Origin of the sequence: Microbacterium sp. BWR-S6Y (assembly GCF_041379845.1) — a bacterium.
GTDB classification, from domain to species: Bacteria; Actinomycetota; Actinomycetes; order Actinomycetales; family Microbacteriaceae; genus Microbacterium; species Microbacterium hydrothermale.
On record NZ_JBFECV010000003.1, the window covers coordinates 390,304 to 407,723 of the forward strand.

Sequence of the window (17,420 nt, forward strand, 5' to 3'; positions counted from 1 at the left end):
GGGGCGCGACGCGGCCCGCCGTCACAGCGAACCGCGCCGCGCCCCGGCCCGGGGTCAGGCCGCCGACACCCCGAACAGCAGACCGAGAACGTACGTCACCGCGGCGGCGCCGAAGCCGATCGCGAGCTGGCGCAGGCCGCGCTTGAGCGGCGAGGCACCCGAGAGCAGACCCACCATCGCGCCGGTGGCCAGCAGCGCGATGCCGACGAGCCCGAGGGCGAGCGCCACGGCGCCGATACCGCTCATGCCGAAGATCCACGGCAGCACGGGGATGATCGCGCCCGAGGCGAAGAACAGGAAGCTCGACAGGGCGGCACCCCACGCGCTGCCGACGACGTCGTGCGAGGACTCCCCCGGTGCCGCGGCGACCGGGGCCGACCCGGCCTGGGCGGCCGTGACGACCTCGCGCGCCTTCGCGAGCGCGTCGTCGGAGTCCATGCCGCGCGTGCGGTACACGAGGGCGAGCTCGTTGGCATCCAGGTCGAGGTGGGGAAGGGCGGAGTCGGCGAAGTCGCTCTCCTCGGTGGCCGTGAGCAGTTCGCGCTGCGAGCGGACGGAGACGAACTCGCCGGCGCCCATCGACAGGGCTCCCGCGAGGAGGCCCGCGATGCCGCTGAACAGCACGAAGCTCGGCGCCACGCCCGTCGCTCCGACGCCCATCACGAGCGCGAGGTTGGACACGAGGCCGTCGTTGGCGCCGAAGACGGCGGCCCGGAAGGTTCCGGAGAGACGTCGACGACCGCGAGCGGCGAGACCGCGCACGACCTCGTGGTGCACGCGCTCGTCGGCGGCCATCGCGGCGGTGGCGTAGGGCTCGTCGGCGTAGGGCGAGCGCGCTTCGGCGTTCTGGGCGAGGGCGAGCACGAAGATCGACCCGAATCGCCGGGCCATCCACGCCAGCAGGCGCGTGCCGATGCCGGGCGACGGCAGGCGCTTCGGCGTCTCCCCCAGCAGGTCGATCCAGTGCTGCTCGTGACGCCCCTCGGCCTCGGCGAGCTCGAGCAGGATGTCGCGCTCCTCGCCCGTGCGGCGTGAGGCGAGCTCGCGGTAGACGCGGGCCTCGGCGCGTTCGTCGACGAGATAGCGCGCCCAGCGGCGGCGATCACGGGCGGTGGGTGTGGCGAGGTTCGTCACGGGTCTCCTTCGGGTCGTCCCCCACCGTAATGAGGGCCCTCGCCTCCCCCGGGCGCGTCGACCGATACTGACAGCATTTCGGCCCTCCGAAGCCCGGAACGACGCGGATGCCGAGGGGCGGATGCCAGCATTTCGGGGCCGCGAAAGCCGGGTCGCGGCCGCCCTCCGCCCGCGGTCGCACGGACCGTGCGGCGGCGTCCTCGGGCGCGAGACTGCGCGCCGCCGACGAGACGGCTGCAGCGTGACGGCGGTTTGTCAGCGAGATGCAGTCTCGCGGTGCAGAACGCTCGCCGGTGCGGCAGCGCGCGGGGCAGCAACGCGCGTGGCTCAGGAGCGCACGCGCTTGCGCAGCAGGTCGATGCGCGCCTGCAGCTGGGCGACCGTGGCGTGCGAGACGGCGGGGCCCCCGCACAGCCGGCGCAGTTCGGCGTGGACGAGTCCGTGCGGTTCGCCGGTCTGGCGGGCGTACAACCCCACCATCGTGTTGAGCAGCTGGCGCTGCTCCTTGAGCGTGCGGTGCAGGGGGCCGGGCAGCCCGCCCTCGTCGACCGACGGCGGCTCGACGCCGTTCTCCTTCTCGTGCGCCTCCCGGGTCGAGCGGTGGCGCGATTGCCGTGTCGCCCGCGACATGAGCACCTCGTGCACCTGCTCGGGCTCGAGAAGGCCCGGGATGCCGAGGAACTCCTCCTCCTCGATCGTCCCGGGCACCGCGAGCTGGCCGAACTCCTGCCCGTCGAACATCACGCGGTCGAAGTGCGCGAGCGAGCCGAGCGCCTGGTACTCGAATTCCTGCTCGAGCGCGTCGGAGGCTTTGTCCTCGCGCTCGGCGGCATCCATCATGTCTTCTTCGGCGTTCCACTGATCGTCCGCGTCGCTGTCGCGGTCGAGCGCGTGCTCGCGTTGCGCCTCCATCTCGCCGGCGAGGGCGAGCAGCTGCGGCACGTTCGGCAGGAACACGCTCGCGGTTTCACCCCGGCGCCGTGCTCGGACGAAGCGGCCGATGGCCTGCGCGAAGAACAGCGGCGTCGAGGCGCTCGTGGCGTACACGCCGACGGCGAGACGCGGGACGTCGACGCCCTCCGACACCATGCGCACGGCCACCATCCAGCGGGTCGTGCCCTTCGAGAACGTCTCGATGCGGCCCGAGGCCTCCGCTTCGTCGGAGAGGACGACGGTGACCTTCTCTCCGCTGATGTCCTCGAGGATGGCGGCGTAGGCGCGCGCGGCGGTCTGGTCGGTCGCGATGACCAGGCCCCCGGCATCCGGGACCGTCTCGCGCACCTCGGTGAGACGACGGTCGGCGGAGCGGAGGACCGCGGGGATCCAGTCGCCGTTCGGGTCGAGCGCGGTGCGCCAGGCCTGCGAGGTGATGTCCTTCGTGTTGTCCTGGCCGAGCTGGGCCTCCATCTCCTCCCCGGCCTTGGTGCGCCAGCGCATCTGCCCGGCGTAGACGAGGAAGAAGACGGGCCGGACGACGCCGTCCTCGAGGGCGCGCTTGTAGCCGTAGGCGTAGTCGGTGCGCGAGAGGCGGATGCCCTTGGAGTTGGGGTGGTACTCCACGAACGGGATGGGCGCGGTGTCGCTGCGGAACGGCGTGCCCGACAGCAGCAGGCGCCGGGTCGCGCGGTTGTACGCCTCGCGCAGGGCGTCGCCCCAGCTGAGCGCGTCGCCGCCGTGGTGCACCTCGTCGAGGATGACGAGGGTCCTGGCATCCATCGTCAACCGCTGATGAACCTCGGCCTTGACCGCGACCTGCGCGTACGTGACGGCGACGCCGTGGTACTGCCGGGAGGGGGTGGCGTGCCGGTTGGAGAAGTACGGATCGAGTCGGATGCCGACGCGCGCGGCCGCCTCGGCCCACTGGGTCTTGAGGTGCTCGGTGGGGGCGACCACGACGATGCGGTCGACGACGCGACGACGCATCAGCTCGGAGGCGAGGCGGAGGGCGAACGTCGTCTTACCGGCGCCGGGGGTGGCCGCGGCGAGGAAGTCGCGCGGGCCCTTGCCGACGCCGTCGGGTCCGTCGGAGCCGAAGTACTGATCGAGCGCCTCGGCCTGCCACGCGCGCAGGCGCTGCGCGGTTCCCCACGGCGCGCGCTGCGGGAACGACGGGGAGAGGTGCTCGGCGGCGAAGGAGCCGAAGTGCGGCTCGGTTCCGTCGAGGGCGCCGTCGAACGCCGGGTCGGGGATCGCCCCCGGGGCGGGGGCGTCGGCGACGGGGGCGGTGGCGTGAGACGGGTCGAGGGGGGTGGACGGAGGGGCGACGGATGCCACGACCTCGGGCTCCGCGCCCGGGGTGGGGTTTGCGACGGGACCGGGAGGGGCGACGGGACCGGGACTCGCGACGGGGCCCGGGCTGGCGACCGGACCGGGACTCGCGACCGGACCGGGACTCGCGACCGGACCGGGACTCGCGATGCGCGGCGTGGCCGTCGCGGCATCCGCCTGCGGGGGGTTCGAGGTGCGGGCTTCTTCTTCCAGCATCGAACCTCCATCCCTCGCGAGCGCGAACATCCACGATAGGCGAACGCGGAGTCCGCCACGCCCGGGTTGGGGATGGATCGCCCTCCCACCGGGCATAAACGCGATTCGTGCCGAGAAACGCGGCGACGCGGCGTTTCTCGGCACGAATGGCGTTTATCGGGGCGTCGAGGTGGGGGCTGCCGCGACCGACACCGCGCGGGAGCAGGTCGTTCCGGCATCCCCCCTCGCCATGTCGGAGGCCCGGGGTAGCGTGGGGGACGGAGGTTTCGATGACTCTCGATCCGCGCTCGCCCCGCACCCCGTCCTCGCCCGACAACGCCGGACCCCACCCCTGGCGCCGCTTCGTCGCCCTGGGCGACTCGTTCACCGAGGGCATCGGCGACCCGCTGCCCGACGGCGGACACCGCGGCTGGGCCGACCGCGTCGCCGAGGTGCTCGGTGCGCAGGTCAACGACTTCGCGTACGCCAACCTCGCCGTGCGCGGCAAGCTCATCGGCCAGATCGTGGCCGACCAGATCGAACCCGCCCTGGCGCTCAAGCCCGACCTCATCACGATCTCGGCGGGCGGCAACGACGTGATCCGCCCCGGCAGCGATCCCGACGCGGTCTCCCGCCAGTTCGAAGACGCCGTGGCGCGGCTGAGCGCCGACGGCGCCACGCTCGTGGTGTTCACGGGGGTCGACACCGAGTTCACGCCCGTGTTCCGCGGCATCCGGGGCAAGGTCGCGATCTACAACGAGAACATCCGCGCGATCGCCGACCGCTACGACTGCGTCGTCGCCGACCAGTGGGGGCTGAAAGAGGTGCAGGACATGCGCTTCTTCGACGACGACCGCCTGCACTACAACTCCCTCGGTCATCACGAGGTCGCCCGCATGGTGCTGCGCGCGCTCAACGTCCCCAACGACCTCGAGCCCCTGCAGGCCGAGACCCAGGCGATCACCACATGGCGCGCCGCGCGCGAGAAAGACCTCGTGTGGGCGCGCGAATACCTCGTGCCGTGGGTTCTACGACGGCTGCGCCATCAGTCGTCGGGCGATCACATCCAGGCGAAGCGACCCGATCCCCTCCCGGTGGTGACGCTCGCCCCGGGTCCGGATGCCGCGGGCTCACGCGAGACGCAGGTCTGACCGCGACCGGTCGAGGTCGCTCCGGCGGCTCCGGTTCGAGCCACGCGGAGCCGCGTACGGCGACGTCGAGCCGAACCGCCACGCGTGCGGAGCCGTGTCGTGCTTCCCTCCCACACGCGCGCACCGGGCGCGTCACCCTCTCCCGTCCAGGCGTCGAGGGTGACCGCGTCGTCCGACAGGGCGAGGGCGGCGAGGTGGAATCCGGCGTCGTGCAGGAGCGGTGCGGCATCGGACCACTCCGGCAGTCGCGTCCACGGCACCTGGAAGACGGTGCCCATGCTCACGCGCACGCTGCGGCGGTAGAGGGGATCGGCGCAGCGCGGCGTCACGAGCACGGCATCCGCGCCGAGGGCTGCCGCGGAGCGGAACGCCGCCCCGATGTTCGTGTGATCGACGACGTCTTCGAGCACGACGACGAGCCGCGCGTCGCGCACGACGTCGGCGACGGATGCCAGGGCCGGACGACGCATCGAGGCGAGGAGCCCGCGGTGCACGGTGTACCCCGTCACCCGTTCGGCGATCTCGGCCGGAACGACGGATGCGCAGGACCTCTCACGAAGAGGTCACACAGCGATTGAGTGCCACGGTAGCCGCCTCCCTCCCCACCGTTGGCACGCAGAAGTGATGTCCGAAGCGCCGGGCGTGCTGGCGGTCACGGGAGAAGACTGCTCGAACGCGTTTCACCCCGCCAGCCAGCTACGGTGAAGATCGTGGACTACGCAGTGGAGCTCCGTAACGTCGCGTTCGGCAGCGGAGGCCTCACCGACAACGGCCTCATCGAGTTCGAGGCCGATCTGTTTCGGGGAACGACCGACGAACTGGGAATCTGTGCGTACGCGGCATCCGCCGCAGAACTCACGCACGAGGTGTTACCGATCCTGCAAAACGCACTGCGACAGCTCGAGCATCTGAAGGCTGCTGTGCCGGACGACGACGCGGATCTCGCGATCGTCACGCTCTACGAGGGACGTCTCGGCCTCACATTCTGGGAACGAACCGTGAACAACGAGTTCGTTGCGATCTTCAGTCCAGACAGCACGACGCTGACTGGCTGGCGCTACGACGGCCTCGGAGACCTCTTCGAACCCTGATAGGGAACCGCCACAAAGTCGAGTTTCTCTCCCTCGAGATTCGGATTCCCGTCCGCCATTTCAGTCACGGGTACGTGCGACCACACGGTTCGACCAAGAAATTGCCGGACGGATGCCTGAACGTACTTTGAGGACCGTGAGACCTCTTACCCTTCGGCGAAGCGCCCGATGTTTCTGATCGATGCTCCGCGGATCCCGGCGCAGTCGGGTCGACAACACTCGACGCACAATACGCAAAATGTCGTGCCCCGCGTGGGGGGAGTTGGTGCTCTGTTCCGGCGTCAGCGCCTCCCGCGCCCCAGTTCCCACGTCGCCACCGCGCTCGCCGCGGCGACGTTGAGCGAGTCCACTCCCCCGGCCATCGGGATCGTCACGACCGTGTCGGCCGCGGCGAGCGCGTGACGGCTGAGCCCGTCTCCCTCCGATCCCATCAGCAGCGCGACCCGTTCGTGGCCGGCGGCCGAGAAGGCGTCGAGGGTGACCGCGTCGTCCGACAGGGCGAGGGCGGCGAGGTGGAATCCGGCGTCATGCAGGAGCGGTGCGGCATCCGACCACTCCGGCAGGCGCGTCCACGGCACCTGGAAGACGGTGCCCATGCTCACGCGCACGCTGCGGCGGTAGAGGGGATCGGCGCAGCGCGGCGTGACGAGCACGGCATCCGCGCCGAGGGCTGCTGCGGAGCGGAACGCCGCCCCGATGTTCGTGTGGTCGACGATGTCTTCGAGTACGACGACGAGCCGCGCGTCGCGCACGACGTCGGCGACGGATACCAGGGCCGGGCGATGCATCGAGGCGAGAAGCCCGCGGTGCACGGTGTACCCCGTCACCTGTTCGGCGATCTCGGCCGGGACGACGTAGACCTCGGCATCCTCCCCCACGAGGGCGAGGGCGTCGGAGAGGAACTTCTCCTGCACGAGGACCGAGCGGGGGCGGTGTCCGGCCCGCAGCGCGCGGTCGAGCACCTTGGCCGACTCGGCGATGTACAACCCGCCCGCGGGCTCGGACACGCGCCGCAGCGACACGTCGGTGAGGTCGCGATAGTCGGCGAGGCGCGGATCGTCGGCGGAGTCGAGGGGGATGACGGGCATCGTCCCATCCTCGCAGCACGTCCTCCTCGCACGCCTCCGCCCCTCCGGGATCGAACGTCCGAAACACCCGGGCGAGGTGACGGTAGCGTCCGGGTTTCTCGGACACTCGGCGGGGGGCGCTCGGGGGCAGGGGCGCGCGGGGGCGGGCCCCGGGGCTCACGCCACGTGCAGCGCCTTGCCCCCGGCGATGACAAGGGCCCGCTCGGGCTGACGCACGAGCGCGTCCATCGGGTTCTCGGCATCCATCAGCACGATGTCGGCGCGCGCGCCCTCGACCAGATCGTGCACCTCGCGGCCCACGGCCCACGCTCCCGCGCTCGTGGCCAGGCGCACCACGCGCTGCAGCTCGTCGTCGCGCACGAGGCCCCCGGCGCGGGCGTACTGCCACGCGATGCCGAGGGTGTCCCCGGTTCCGTAGGGGCTCCACAGATCCCGGATGCCGTCGGTGCCGAGGCCCAGCGGGACTCCGGCCGCGTCGAGCTCGGCGAGGGGCAGCTGCGCTCCGCGCAGGGGCGCGACGGTGGTCATCGTCATCCCGGCGTCGGCCATGACCGCCAGCAGGTCGCGGCGGCGCGCGGGATCCAGCTGGGCGACGGCGAAACCGTGGGCGACGTTGACGCGGCCGTGCAGGCCGAGCCGCGCCGTGCGCTCCGCGAGCAGCTCGATTTGGAACGCTCCGAGCTCGGCGGGGTCGTGCAGGTGGATGTCGAGGCCGACCCCGGTCTCGGCGGCGAGCGCGGTGAGGGCGTCGATCTGGCCCACCGGGTCGCGGTCGATCGAGGCGGGATCCAGACCGCCGATCGCGCGCACGCTGTCGCGGCCGGCTGCCTCGCGGAGCAGCTCGAGCACGCCCGGTCGGCGCAGGACGCCGTCCTGCGGGAAGGCGACGAGCTGCACGTCGAGCGCGCCGCGGTACGCCGCGGCGGCTTCCTCGACGGCCTCGATCCCGCCCAGTCCGACGCCGAGATCGACGTCGACGTGCGTGCGGATGGCGGTGGTGCCGTGGCGCACGAGCTCGCGCAGCACGAGGGCGGACCGTTCGAGCGAGGGGATGCCGAGGGCGTCGCGCTGCGCGCGCTCGTGGCGGATGCGACCCTCGGTGGAGCCCTCTCCCCCGTACGACTGCCACGGCAGTCCCCACCACGACTTGTCGACGTGGGCGTGGGCGTTGACGATCCCGGGGAGGGCGAGCAGGCCGCGGCCGTCGAGTTCGCGTACCCCGATGGGGGTGGTGCCGGCAGGGCGGATGCCGGTGATGACCCCGTCGGCGATGTCGATGTCGACCGGGTCGGCGCCCCAGGGGCGTACGCGGCGGAGACAGGTGACGTCGAGCATGGCGGGTGCAGCGGTGGGGGGCATGGGCTCAGTATCGGCGCGGCGCGCTGGTGAATCGGGGTGCCGCGCGCGGGTCGGGGCGATCCGGCGCGGTGACTGGGCGTCGCGCCACGACGCGCGGGAGGGGACGCCCGTCGCGAGACCTCGACGCCCGACGGGCGGGCCGGGGTGTCGGCGCCCCGCCATAGACTCGATGCGACGGAGGTGCGCATGACCGACACGGTGCAGGATGCCGAGTTCTCGGCATCCGTCGATCGTGCCGTCGAGGTTCTCGCGGGCCGTCGCGTGGCGGTGCTGACCGGGGCGGGCGTGTCGACCGATTCGGGGATCCCCGACTATCGCGGCAAGGGCGCGCCCACGCGCACGCCCATGACGGCGCAGCAGTTCCTCTCCAGCCCCGAGGCGCGGCGTCGCTACTGGGTGGGCAGTCACCTCGGCTGGAAGGTGTTCGCCGCGGCCGAGCCGAACGGCGGTCACCGCGCCCTCGCGGCCCTTGAGGCGGCCGGCGTCGCGAACGGCGTCGTCACGCAGAACGTCGACGGCCTGCACGTGCGCGCCGGAAGCGGGCGCGTGGTGGAGCTGCACGGAACAATGCGCCGCGTCGGCTGCCTGCACTGCGGGCAGGTGTTCGACCGCCGCGACCTCGCGGAGCGCGTCGAGGCCGACAACCCGTGGATCACCCTCCCCGAGAACGTCGAGCTCGGCCCCGACGGTGATGTCACCCCGGCATCTGCCGAGGGCTTCGTCGTGCCGGTGTGCTCGGTGTGCGGGGGGACGCTCAAGCCCGACGTGGTGTTCTTCGGCGAGTACATCCCCGTCGAGAGGTTCCGCGAGGCGGAGCAGCTGGTGCACACGAGCGAGGCGCTCGTGGTGGCCGGATCCTCGCTCGTGGTGAATTCCGGCATCCGCCTGGTGGAGCGCGCGCGGCGCAAGCGCCTGCCGGTGGTCATCGTCAACCGCGGCGAGACCCGCGCCGATCAGCGCGCGAGCGTCAAGATCGACGGGAGCACGACCGAGGTGCTGCAGGCGTTCGCCGACCGGCTACCGGGGCTGCTCTGACGCCGCACGCTCGCTCCTCGCGCCCTGAGAGGTCCGGGCTCGCGAAACCCCCACCACCAGCCGCCGGTTAGGCTCGAACGGTGACGATCCTGACTCTTGTGCGACACGGTGAGACGGCCTGGAATTACGGGGGCCGCATCCAGGGCTCGACCGACATCCCCCTCAACGACACGGGCCGCATCCAGGCGCAGGGCATCGCCGAGACGCTCGCCGCGGAGTACGCCGGTCGCGAGGTCGTCGTCGTCTCGAGCGACCTGTCGCGCGCGGCCGAGACGGCCGACGTGATCGCCGCAGCCCTGGGCACCACGGTGAGCCGACGGATGCCGGGGCTGCAGGAGCGCTCCTACGGCGAGGCCGAGGGCATGGACGCACCCACCTTCTACGACACGTACGGTCCGTGGCACGCGGCCGACGTCCCGGGCGCGGAGGCGTGGCCGGTCGTGCGCGAGCGCGCGCTGGCCGCGATCGCCGAGGTCGTCGCCGAGACCCCCGACGGCGTCGACGTGATCGCCGTCGCGCACGGCGCGCTGATCCGCGAGGTCATCATGTTCGCCACCGACGGGGAGTTCCCTCGCGAGGGCGAGCGTCTGCCGAACTGCTCGGCGACGACGTTCCGCCTCGACGGCGACGCGTGGGAGATGCTCGCCTACGCGGGCGTCGCGAGCTGACCCGCGGGCTTCATCCGCGCGCACGACCCCGCGATCCCGTGCGCGGCACGGAGGTTCCGCGGGGCCCTCACGCCTTGACCCCCAGGCGCTCATCCGCGCCCCGGCTCCGCCCCGGCCCGCGCGACCAGCGCGCGCGCGTGCCGCAGGATCGGCTCGTCGATCATGCGCCCCTCGAAGCGGAACGCCCCGCCCTCGGCCTCGGCGAGCACTCCGCGCGCCCACCGCAGCTGTTCCTGCGTCGGCGCGTAGGCCTCGCGGATCGTCGCGACCTGACCCGGGTGGATGCACGCGGTGGCCGCGAACCCAGAGGCGGCGGCATCCTGAGCTTCGAGGGAGAGACCCTCGAGGTCGCCGATGTCGACGTGCACCGCGTCGATCGCGCGTTTGCCGAAGGCTCCCGCGGCCAGCAGCACGCGCGCGCGAGCGAGGCGCGCGACGTCGCGATAGGTGGCGTCGGCGAACCTGCTGGAGGTGCCGCCGAGACTGGCGACGAGGTCTTCGGCTCCCCACATGAGCGCGACGACCTGGGGGACGGCGGCGAGCTGCTCCGCGTGCACCACTCCCCGGGCCGTCTCGCAGAGCGCGATGACGTCGTATCCCGCCAGCGGGGCGAGGGATGCCGGGTCCTCGGCCTTGGCGACCATGACCGTGCGGATGCGGGTCTGCGCGAGAGCGGCGAGATCCCGCGAGAACTCCGGCGTCTCGGGACCGTTGACCCGCACGATGACGCGGTCGGGGTCGGGATCCGCGGCGATCATCGCCTCGCGCGCGACGGACTTGGCGTGTCCGGCGACGGCGTCCTCGAGGTCGAGGATCGCGGCATCCGCCCGCTCGAGGGCCTTCGGGAGCCGCTCGGGGCGATCGGCGGGGACGAACAGCAGCGCGGGGCCGAGGGCGAACGGTCGCGACCCTGCGCGGGAATCGGGGTGCGCGCCGCTCATGCCCGCAGCCCCTCGTCGTTCCGGGCGGCGCTCGTGACGACGACGCTCACGCCGCCGCCTCCTGGGCCCACACCAGCACCGTGCGCGTCGCCGTGGCGACGACCTCGTCGTTCTGCGAACGACCCGTGTGCGCCATCACGACGACGCCCTGACCGGGGCGGGAGGCCGAGGGCCGCACCGACATGATCTCCGTCTCGGCCGTCAGGGTGTCGCCGACGAACAACGGCGCCGGGAAGCTCACGTCGGTCAGACCGAGCTGCGCGACGAGCGTGCCCTGCGTGAGCTGACCGACGGACAGCCCGACGAGGGTCGACAGCGTCCACATCGAGTTCACGAGCGGCCGCCCGAACGGCTGGGACGCCGCGTACGCGGAATCCAGGTGCAGCGCCTGCGGGTTCATCGTGAGGGTGGTGAACAGCACGTTGTCGGCGTCGGTCACCGTCCGCCCCGGGCGGTGCGCGTACTTCTCCCCCACGACGAATTCCTCCAGATACAGGCCCCGCTGCTCGATCATGCGGCCACGGTACCGGTGAGTCCCAGCGCGCGCGAGATCACCATGAGCTGCACCTCGGTCGTCCCCTCGCCGATCTCGAGAATCTTCGAATCGCGGTAGTGCCGGGCGACGGGGTACTCGTTGATGAAGCCGTTCCCCCCGAACACCTGCGTCGCATCCCGGGCGTTGGCCATGGCCGCGTCGCTCGCGGTGATCTTGGCGACCGCGGCATCCACCGAGAACGGCTTGCCGGCGTCGCACAGGCGCGCGGCGTGCACCCACGCGAGGCGGGCGGTGTGCACGCGGGCGTGCATGCGCGCGAGCAGGAACTGCATGTTCTGCCGGGTCGAGAGGCGCTCGCCGAACACGGTGCGGCTGCGGGCGTAGTCGACCGCGGCCTCGAGGCACCCCTCGGCGGCTCCCGTGGCGAGCGCGGCGATCGCGACGCGCCCCTCGTCGAGCGTGCGCAGGAAGTTCTTGAACCCGTGCCCGCGCTCGCCGAGCAGATTCGCCTCGGGAACCCGCACGCCGTCGAAGGTGAGGGGGTGCGTGTCGCTGGCGTTCCAGCCGACCTTGTCGTAGGCAGGGCCCACGGTGAACCCGGGCGTGCCGTTCGGGACGATGATCGTGGAGATCTCGGGGCGGCCCGCGTCGGTGCGCCCGGTCACCGCCGTGACGGTGACGAAGCGGGTGATGTCGGTGCCCGAGTTGGTGATGAACTGCTTCGTCCCGTCGATCACCCACTCGCCGCCCTCGAGGCGCGCGGTGGTGCGGGTCGCTCCGGCGTCGCTTCCCGCCTCGGCCTCGGTGAGTCCGAACCCGGCGAGCGCGCGACCCGCGACGAGGTCGGGCAGGTACTCGGCCTTCTGCGCGTCGGTGCCGTAGCGGTGGATCGGCATGGCACCCAGGCCGACTCCCGCCTCGAGGGTGATCGCCATCGACTGGTCGACGCGGGCCACGCCCTCGATCGCGACGCAGAGGCTCGCGTAGTCGCCGCCCTGCCCGCCGACCTCCTCGGGGAAGGGCAGCCCGAACAGGCCGAGCTCGCCCATCTGCGCGACGAGGTCGAGGGGCAGTTCGTGGGCGCGGTCGGCCTCGTACGAGCGCGGCGCGATCACCTCGTCGGAGAACTCGCGCACCATCGCGCTCAGTTCGCGTTCGTCGTCGGTGAAGGCCTGCTGGCTGTCAATGCTCACGAGAGGGTCTCCTCGGGGGATGGGGTGGGGACGGATGCCGGAGTGTCGGCGGAATCGTGCGGTTCGGGGTGGTCGTTCGGCGTCGGCGTCGGCTCAGCGATTCGCACATCCTCAGCCGCGCCTCCCGCATCTGCGTCGGAGGTTGCACGGATCTCTGAGGTTGTTCGCGTGGGAGCCGGATCATCGCTGTGATCGCGCGGCTCACCGACCTCTGGCAACAGCGTCGCGACCACCGCGTCGCGCGCGACCTGGGCGCCCGCGGTCGTGCGCAGCCGCACCGTGCCGGCGTGCGGCGCGGTCACCGTGTGCTCCATCTTCATCGCCTCGATCGTGACGAGCCGGGCACCCGCTTCCACGGTGTCGCCGTCGGCGACGTGCACGGCCACGACGGTTCCGGGAAGAGGGGCGAGCAGGTCGGGGGCGACGGCACCCGGCTCGCGGTGCGCCGCGGCCCGGCTCCGGGCGGCCGCGTCTCGTCGCGACACCACCCGCAGCCGGTGCGCTCCTCCGTCGGCGTGCACCCAGTACTCGACCGGGCCGCCCGCCACGACGGCGTCCTCCGCCGCGCTCGGCGCGACCGCGTGCACGCGCCCCGCGTCGTCTTCGAGGAACACCGTGCGAGCGCCCGTCGCTCCCCCGGCGCGCCAGGGTCCGACGCGGCTCCACACCGACTCGAGGGCCGGGGGCGCGGCATCCGCGATGCTCCGCGCGACCGCGGCGAGCGCGGCCCGGGGCGGCTCCGGGGTGTCGGGGATCCCCCGGCGATCGAGCAACCCCGTGTCGAGGTCGCCCGCGCGCACGGCGGGGTCGGCGAGGAGGGCCCGCAGGTCGGCGAGGTTCGTGTCGATGCCGAGCACGACGGTGTCGGCGAGCGCCGCGTCGAGGCGGGCGAGGGCCGTCTCGCGGTCGGGACCGTGAGCGATGACCTTCGCGATCATGGGGTCGTACAGGGCGCTGACGACCGTTCCGGTTTCAACTGCACCGTCGACGCGGGCACCGTCGACGTGGGCGGATCCCGGATGCCAGAGACTCACCGTCCCGGTCGCGGGCAGGTAGCCGCGGGCGGGCGTCTCGGCGTACACGCGCGCCTCGACCGCGTGCCCGTCGAGGCGGATCTCGCCGACCTCGAGCGGGAGGCCGGCGGCGACCCGCAGCTGCTGCTCGACGAGGTCGACGCCCGTAACCATCTCGGTGACGGGGTGCTCGACCTGCAGGCGCGTGTTCATCTCGATGAAGAACGGCTCGTCGAGGCGGTCGCCCGCGACGAGGAATTCCACGGTCCCCGCGCCGAGGTAGCCGACGCTGCGGGCGGCGGCGACGGCGGCCTCTCCGAGGAGGGCTCGGGTCGCGGCATCCACCACGGGCGAGGGGGCCTCCTCGATGACCTTCTGATGCCGCCGCTGCAGGGTGCACTCGCGCTCGCCGAGCGAGAGGGTCGTGCCGTGCGCGTCGGCGAGAACCTGCACCTCGATGTGGCGGGGACGCTCGAGCAGCCGCTCGAGCAGCAGCGTGTCGTCGCCGAACGCGGCGCGCGCGACCCGGCGCGCGGTGGCGAGCGCGTCGGCGAGGTCGGCGGGCGCGGTGGCGATCGTCATCCCCTTGCCGCCCCCTCCCGCCGAGGGCTTGACGAGCAGCGGGTATCCGGCGCGCGCGGCCGCCGCGGCGATCTCGTCGTCGTCGAGTCCCACCGCCGAGAACCCCGGCACGGTCGGCACCTCGTGCGCCGCGACGTGCTCTTTCGCACGGATCTTGTCGCCCATGACCTCGAGCGCCTCGACGCCCGGCCCGACGAACACGACCCCGGCCGCGGCGCACGCGCGCGCGAACGCGGCGTTCTCGCTGAGGAAGCCGTATCCCGGGTGCACGGCGTCCGCCCCGCTCGACACCGCGGCGGCGATCACCGCGTCGACGTCGAGGTACGAGCCCACGCGCACGGCGTGGTCGGCCTCGCGGGCGTGCGGGGCGTCGGCATCCGCGTCGGTGTACACGGCCACGGAGCGGATGCCGAGCCGGCGGAGCGTGCGGAACACGCGGCGGGCGATCTCGCCGCGGTTCGCGACGAGGACGGAGGAGAAGAGCGGTTCGCCCGACCGGCGGGTCGTGACGTCGGACGTGCGGAAGTCGGAGAGGCTCATGATCACATCCGGAAGAGGCCGAAGCCCCGGTCGGCCAGCGGGACGCGGCTGACGACGTCGAGCGCGAGGCCCAGCATCGTGCGCGTGTCGACGGGGTCGATCACCCCGTCGTCCCACAGGCGGGCGGTGGCGTAGTATGGGCTGCCCTGCTCGTCGTAGCGGGCGCGGATGGGGTCTTCGAACGCCTGGCGCTCGGCATCCGACCACTGCTCACCGCGCGCGGAGCGCTGATCGCGCTGCACGGTCGAGAGGACGGATGCCGCTTGCGCGCCGCCCATGACCGAGATGCGGCTCGCGGGCCAGGTCCACAGGAACCGCGGGTCGTACGCGCGACCGCACATCGCGTAGTTGCCGGCCCCGTACGAGCCGCCGACGAGCACGGTGAGCTTGGGCACGCGGGTGGTGGCGACCGCGGTGACCATCTTCGCTCCGTCCTTCGCGATGCCCCCGGCTTCGGCGTCGCGTCCGACCATGAAGCCGGTGATGTTCTGCAGGAACAGCAGGGGGATGCCGCGCTGGTCGGCGAGTTCGATGAAGTGCGCCGCCTTGAGGGCCGACTCGCTGAAGAGAACGCCGTCGTTCGCGATGACCGCGACCGGGTGGCCGTGCAGGCGCGCGAACGCGGTGATGACGCTCTCGCCGTACAGGGCCTTGAACTCGTGCAGCGACTCCGCGTCGACGAGGGTCTCGATGACGGCGCGCATGTCGACGGGCTGCGCGACGTCGACGGGGAGGAGGTCGTACAGATCGTGCGGGTCGCGGACGGGCTCGGCGGTCTCCGCGACCTGCCACACCGGTGCGGGCGTGGGCGGGAGGGTCGCGACGATGTCGCGGACGATCTCGAGCGCGTGCTCGTCGTCGTCGGCGAGGTGGTCGACCACTCCCGAGCGGCGCGCGTGCAGGTCGCCGCCGCCGAGCTGCTCGGCGGTGACGTCTTCGCCGATCGCGGCTTTCACCAGCGGCGGGCCCCCGAGGAACACCGTGCCCTGGCCCCGCACGATGACGCTCTCGTCGCTCATCGCCGGCACGTAGGCCCCGCCCGCGGTGCACGAGCCCATCACCGCGGCGATCTGCGGGATGCCGCGGGCCGACAGCTGCGCCTGATTGCGGAAGATGCGGCCGAAGTGGTCGCGGTCGGGGAACACCTCGTCCTGCATCGGCAGGAAGGCTCCGCCCGAGTCGACGAGGTAGACGCACGGGAGCCGGTTGTCGAGGGCGATCTCCTGCGCGCGGAGGTGCTTCTTGACGGTGAGGGGGAAGTACGCCCCGCCCTTCACGGTGGCGTCGTTGGCGACGACCATCACGTGGCGTCCGTGCACGAGGCCGATGCCGGCGACGACCCCGGCTCCCGGCGCTCCGCCGTCGTAGAGACCGTGCGCGGCGAGCGGGGCGACCTCGAGGAAGGGACTGCCCTCGTCGAGCAGGCGATCGATGCGGTCGCGGGCGAGGACTTTGCCGCGTGCCGTGTGGCGGGCGCGGGCCGCGTCCGATCCCCCGCGGGCCGTACGCGCGAGCGTGGCGCGCAGTTCCTGGGCGAGGTCGCGCTGGGTAGGGGCGGGAGTGGCGCCCGGCGCGGGTGCTGCGCCCGGCGCGGGTGCTGCGTCCGGCGCGGGTGCGGACGGCGTCGTGTCCCGCGCGGGGGCGTCGGGTGCGGGGTCGGTGACCGGTGCTGTGCTCATGGCGGCTCCGTCTCGGCGCCGCATCGTCGACGGCGCCGTCGTCTCCCGCGGGGTCGTTCCCTCGGGAAGGGGTTTCAGTTAATGTTGGCTAACTGAGATGCCAGGCTAACCCGAGCGGATGCCGATGACAAGAGTTTCCGAAGACCCCCTCGACCCGCCCCGCGCGGCCGTCGACCCTCCCGTCACGACACCTCTCGATCCGCCGCCCGCCAGCGTCGCGCCCGACCGCTCCCCGACGTCCGACCGCCTTCCGACACCCGATCGCTCCCCGACACCCGACCGCTCCCCCGCCACCGCGCGCGACGGCTCCCCCGCCACCGCGCGCGACCGCGCCAAGGCCGACCGGCGCGCCGCCCTGCTCGCCGCCGCGGCCCGCCTGTTCGCCGAGCGCGGATTCGACGGCGTGACCCTCGGCGACATCGGCGAGGCCGTCGGCGTCAGCGGACCCGCGGTGTACCGGCACGTGACGGGCAAGCAGGCCCTCCTCGGCGCGATCCTCGTCGACGTCAGCGAGCGCCTGCTCGAAGGAGGGCGCCGTGTCGCCGCCGCCGCGGCATCCCCCCTCGACCGTCCCGCGGAACTCCCCGCCGACACGCCGCCTCCCCCCACCCCCGACCGGCGTGTTGCAACCGACATCCGCACGACGGCAGACCCCGCCGCGGCGCTGCGGGCGCTCGTCGACTTCCACGTGGCGTTCGCGCTCGCCGAGGCCGACGTCATCCGGGTACAGGACCGCGACCTCGACCGGCTCTCGCCCGACGACCGCCGCACGGTGCGCACCCTGCAGAACGCGTACGTCGCCGTGTGGACCGAGGCTCTCGCCGCGGCGCTCCCGGATGCCGAGGACCCCGCCGCGCGGCGCGTCCGCGCGCTCGCGTGCTTCGGGCTGATCAACTCGACGCCGCACAGCGTGCGCGGCGTGCCCGCGGCTCGCGTGCGGCCGACCCTGACCCGCATGGCGCTCGCGGCGTTGATGGCCTGAGCGCC

Annotated in this window: 14 protein-coding genes and 1 pseudogene; 5 read left to right on the forward strand and 10 right to left on the reverse strand. The window is 72.7% G+C overall.

Features of this window, described 5'->3' with window-relative positions:
• Positions 1 to 54 precede the first annotated feature (54 nt).
• Together AB1K56_RS09015 and AB1K56_RS09020 are read right to left on the reverse strand one after the other, a co-directional pair.
• Complete coding sequence (locus tag AB1K56_RS09015; RefSeq protein ID WP_371205369.1) at positions 55 to 1,134, reverse strand: VIT1/CCC1 family protein; 1,080 nt, start codon at positions 1,132 to 1,134, stop codon at positions 55 to 57.
• A 327-nt stretch (positions 1,135 to 1,461) separates the two neighbouring features.
• Positions 1,462 to 3,618: a DEAD/DEAH box helicase family protein gene (locus AB1K56_RS09020; protein WP_371205370.1), complete on the reverse strand. Its 2,157-nt coding sequence runs from the start codon at positions 3,616 to 3,618 to the stop codon at positions 1,462 to 1,464.
• 269 nt (positions 3,619 to 3,887) lie between these two features.
• Here AB1K56_RS09020 and AB1K56_RS09025 point away from each other — a divergent pair, with 269 nt between their 5' ends.
• Complete coding sequence (locus AB1K56_RS09025; RefSeq protein ID WP_371205371.1) at positions 3,888 to 4,748, forward strand: SGNH/GDSL hydrolase family protein; 861 nt, start codon at positions 3,888 to 3,890, stop codon at positions 4,746 to 4,748.
• Here the strand turns inward: AB1K56_RS09025 and AB1K56_RS09030 are convergent.
• Positions 4,658 to 5,275: pseudogene (locus AB1K56_RS09030) on the reverse strand (TrmH family RNA methyltransferase); the annotation flags it as partial. The gene AB1K56_RS09025 and the pseudogene AB1K56_RS09030 sit on opposite strands and share 91 nt — an antisense overlap.
• Before the next feature lie 174 nt (positions 5,276 to 5,449).
• Here AB1K56_RS09030 and AB1K56_RS09035 point away from each other — a divergent pair.
• Positions 5,450 to 5,839: a hypothetical protein gene (locus AB1K56_RS09035; protein WP_371205372.1), complete on the forward strand. Its 390-nt coding sequence runs from the start codon at positions 5,450 to 5,452 to the stop codon at positions 5,837 to 5,839.
• A gap of 281 nt (positions 5,840 to 6,120) precedes the next feature.
• Here AB1K56_RS09035 and AB1K56_RS09040 read toward each other — a convergent pair whose 3' ends face one another.
• Together AB1K56_RS09040 and AB1K56_RS09045 are read right to left on the reverse strand one after the other, a co-directional pair.
• Positions 6,121 to 6,927 carry a TrmH family RNA methyltransferase gene (locus tag AB1K56_RS09040; protein WP_371205373.1) on the reverse strand — a complete coding sequence of 269 codons (807 nt, stop codon included), beginning with the start codon at positions 6,925 to 6,927 and terminating at the stop codon, positions 6,121 to 6,123.
• Positions 6,928 to 7,083: 156 nt separating this feature from the next.
• Entirely contained in the window at positions 7,084 to 8,286 is a 1,203-nt protein-coding gene (locus tag AB1K56_RS09045; RefSeq protein ID WP_371205374.1) for an amidohydrolase family protein, read from the reverse strand.
• Between the two features lie 186 nt (positions 8,287 to 8,472).
• Here AB1K56_RS09045 and AB1K56_RS09050 point away from each other — a divergent pair, with 186 nt between their 5' ends.
• On the forward strand, positions 8,473 to 9,321 hold the full coding sequence (locus AB1K56_RS09050; protein ID WP_371205375.1) for a Sir2 family NAD-dependent protein deacetylase: 849 nt from the start codon (positions 8,473 to 8,475) through the stop codon (positions 9,319 to 9,321).
• Positions 9,322 to 9,401: 80 nt separating this feature from the next.
• Complete coding sequence (locus AB1K56_RS09055) at positions 9,402 to 9,989, forward strand: histidine phosphatase family protein (RefSeq protein ID WP_371205376.1); 588 nt, start codon at positions 9,402 to 9,404, stop codon at positions 9,987 to 9,989.
• An 89-nt stretch (positions 9,990 to 10,078) separates the two neighbouring features.
• On the opposite strand, the gene AB1K56_RS09060 is transcribed toward AB1K56_RS09055, so the two are convergent.
• Genes AB1K56_RS09060 through AB1K56_RS09080 form a run of 5 tightly spaced genes read right to left on the reverse strand, consistent with a single transcriptional unit; the run spans position 10,079 to position 16,433 of the window.
• Positions 10,079 to 10,930: a CoA ester lyase gene (locus AB1K56_RS09060; protein ID WP_371205377.1), complete on the reverse strand. Its 852-nt coding sequence runs from the start codon at positions 10,928 to 10,930 to the stop codon at positions 10,079 to 10,081.
• A gap of 46 nt (positions 10,931 to 10,976) precedes the next feature.
• A complete protein-coding gene (locus tag AB1K56_RS09065; RefSeq protein ID WP_371205378.1) occupies positions 10,977 to 11,444 on the reverse strand; it encodes a MaoC family dehydratase in 468 nt (155 codons plus the stop codon).
• Positions 11,441 to 12,619: an acyl-CoA dehydrogenase family protein gene (locus tag AB1K56_RS09070; RefSeq protein ID WP_371205379.1), complete on the reverse strand. Its 1,179-nt coding sequence runs from the start codon at positions 12,617 to 12,619 to the stop codon at positions 11,441 to 11,443. Before AB1K56_RS09070 ends, AB1K56_RS09065 begins: the two co-directional genes overlap by 4 nt.
• On the reverse strand, positions 12,616 to 14,754 hold the full coding sequence (locus AB1K56_RS09075; protein WP_371205380.1) for a biotin carboxylase N-terminal domain-containing protein: 2,139 nt from the start codon (positions 14,752 to 14,754) through the stop codon (positions 12,616 to 12,618). The genes AB1K56_RS09070 and AB1K56_RS09075 overlap by 4 nt, the downstream gene beginning before the upstream one ends.
• Before the next feature lie 2 nt (positions 14,755 to 14,756).
• A complete protein-coding gene (locus AB1K56_RS09080; protein WP_371205381.1) occupies positions 14,757 to 16,433 on the reverse strand; it encodes a carboxyl transferase domain-containing protein in 1,677 nt (558 codons plus the stop codon).
• Between the two features lie 124 nt (positions 16,434 to 16,557).
• Here AB1K56_RS09080 and AB1K56_RS09085 point away from each other — a divergent pair, with 124 nt between their 5' ends.
• Positions 16,558 to 17,415 (forward strand): TetR family transcriptional regulator, encoded by an 858-nt coding sequence (locus AB1K56_RS09085; RefSeq protein WP_371205382.1) that lies wholly within the window; start codon positions 16,558 to 16,560, stop codon positions 17,413 to 17,415.
• Positions 17,416 to 17,420 lie beyond the last annotated feature (5 nt).

Coding starts and splice junctions, on each gene's coding strand:
- AB1K56_RS09065 (WP_371205378.1), bottom strand. CDS start 11,444: ATGATCGAGCAGCGGGGCCTGTATCTGGAGGAATTCGTCGTGGGGGAG.
- AB1K56_RS09040 (WP_371205373.1), bottom strand. CDS start 6,927: ATGCCCGTCATCCCCCTCGACTCCGCCGACGATCCGCGCCTCGCCGAC.
- AB1K56_RS09045 (WP_371205374.1), bottom strand. CDS start 8,286: ATGCCCCCCACCGCTGCACCCGCCATGCTCGACGTCACCTGTCTCCGC.
- AB1K56_RS09050 (WP_371205375.1), top strand. CDS start 8,473: ATGACCGACACGGTGCAGGATGCCGAGTTCTCGGCATCCGTCGATCGT.
- AB1K56_RS09020 (WP_371205370.1), bottom strand. CDS start 3,618: ATGCTGGAAGAAGAAGCCCGCACCTCGAACCCCCCGCAGGCGGATGCC.
- AB1K56_RS09085 (WP_371205382.1), top strand. CDS start 16,558: ATGACAAGAGTTTCCGAAGACCCCCTCGACCCGCCCCGCGCGGCCGTC.
- AB1K56_RS09025 (WP_371205371.1), top strand. CDS start 3,888: ATGACTCTCGATCCGCGCTCGCCCCGCACCCCGTCCTCGCCCGACAAC.
- AB1K56_RS09080 (WP_371205381.1), bottom strand. CDS start 16,433: ATGAGCACAGCACCGGTCACCGACCCCGCACCCGACGCCCCCGCGCGG.
- AB1K56_RS09075 (WP_371205380.1), bottom strand. CDS start 14,754: ATGAGCCTCTCCGACTTCCGCACGTCCGACGTCACGACCCGCCGGTCG.
- AB1K56_RS09060 (WP_371205377.1), bottom strand. CDS start 10,930: ATGAGCGGCGCGCACCCCGATTCCCGCGCAGGGTCGCGACCGTTCGCC.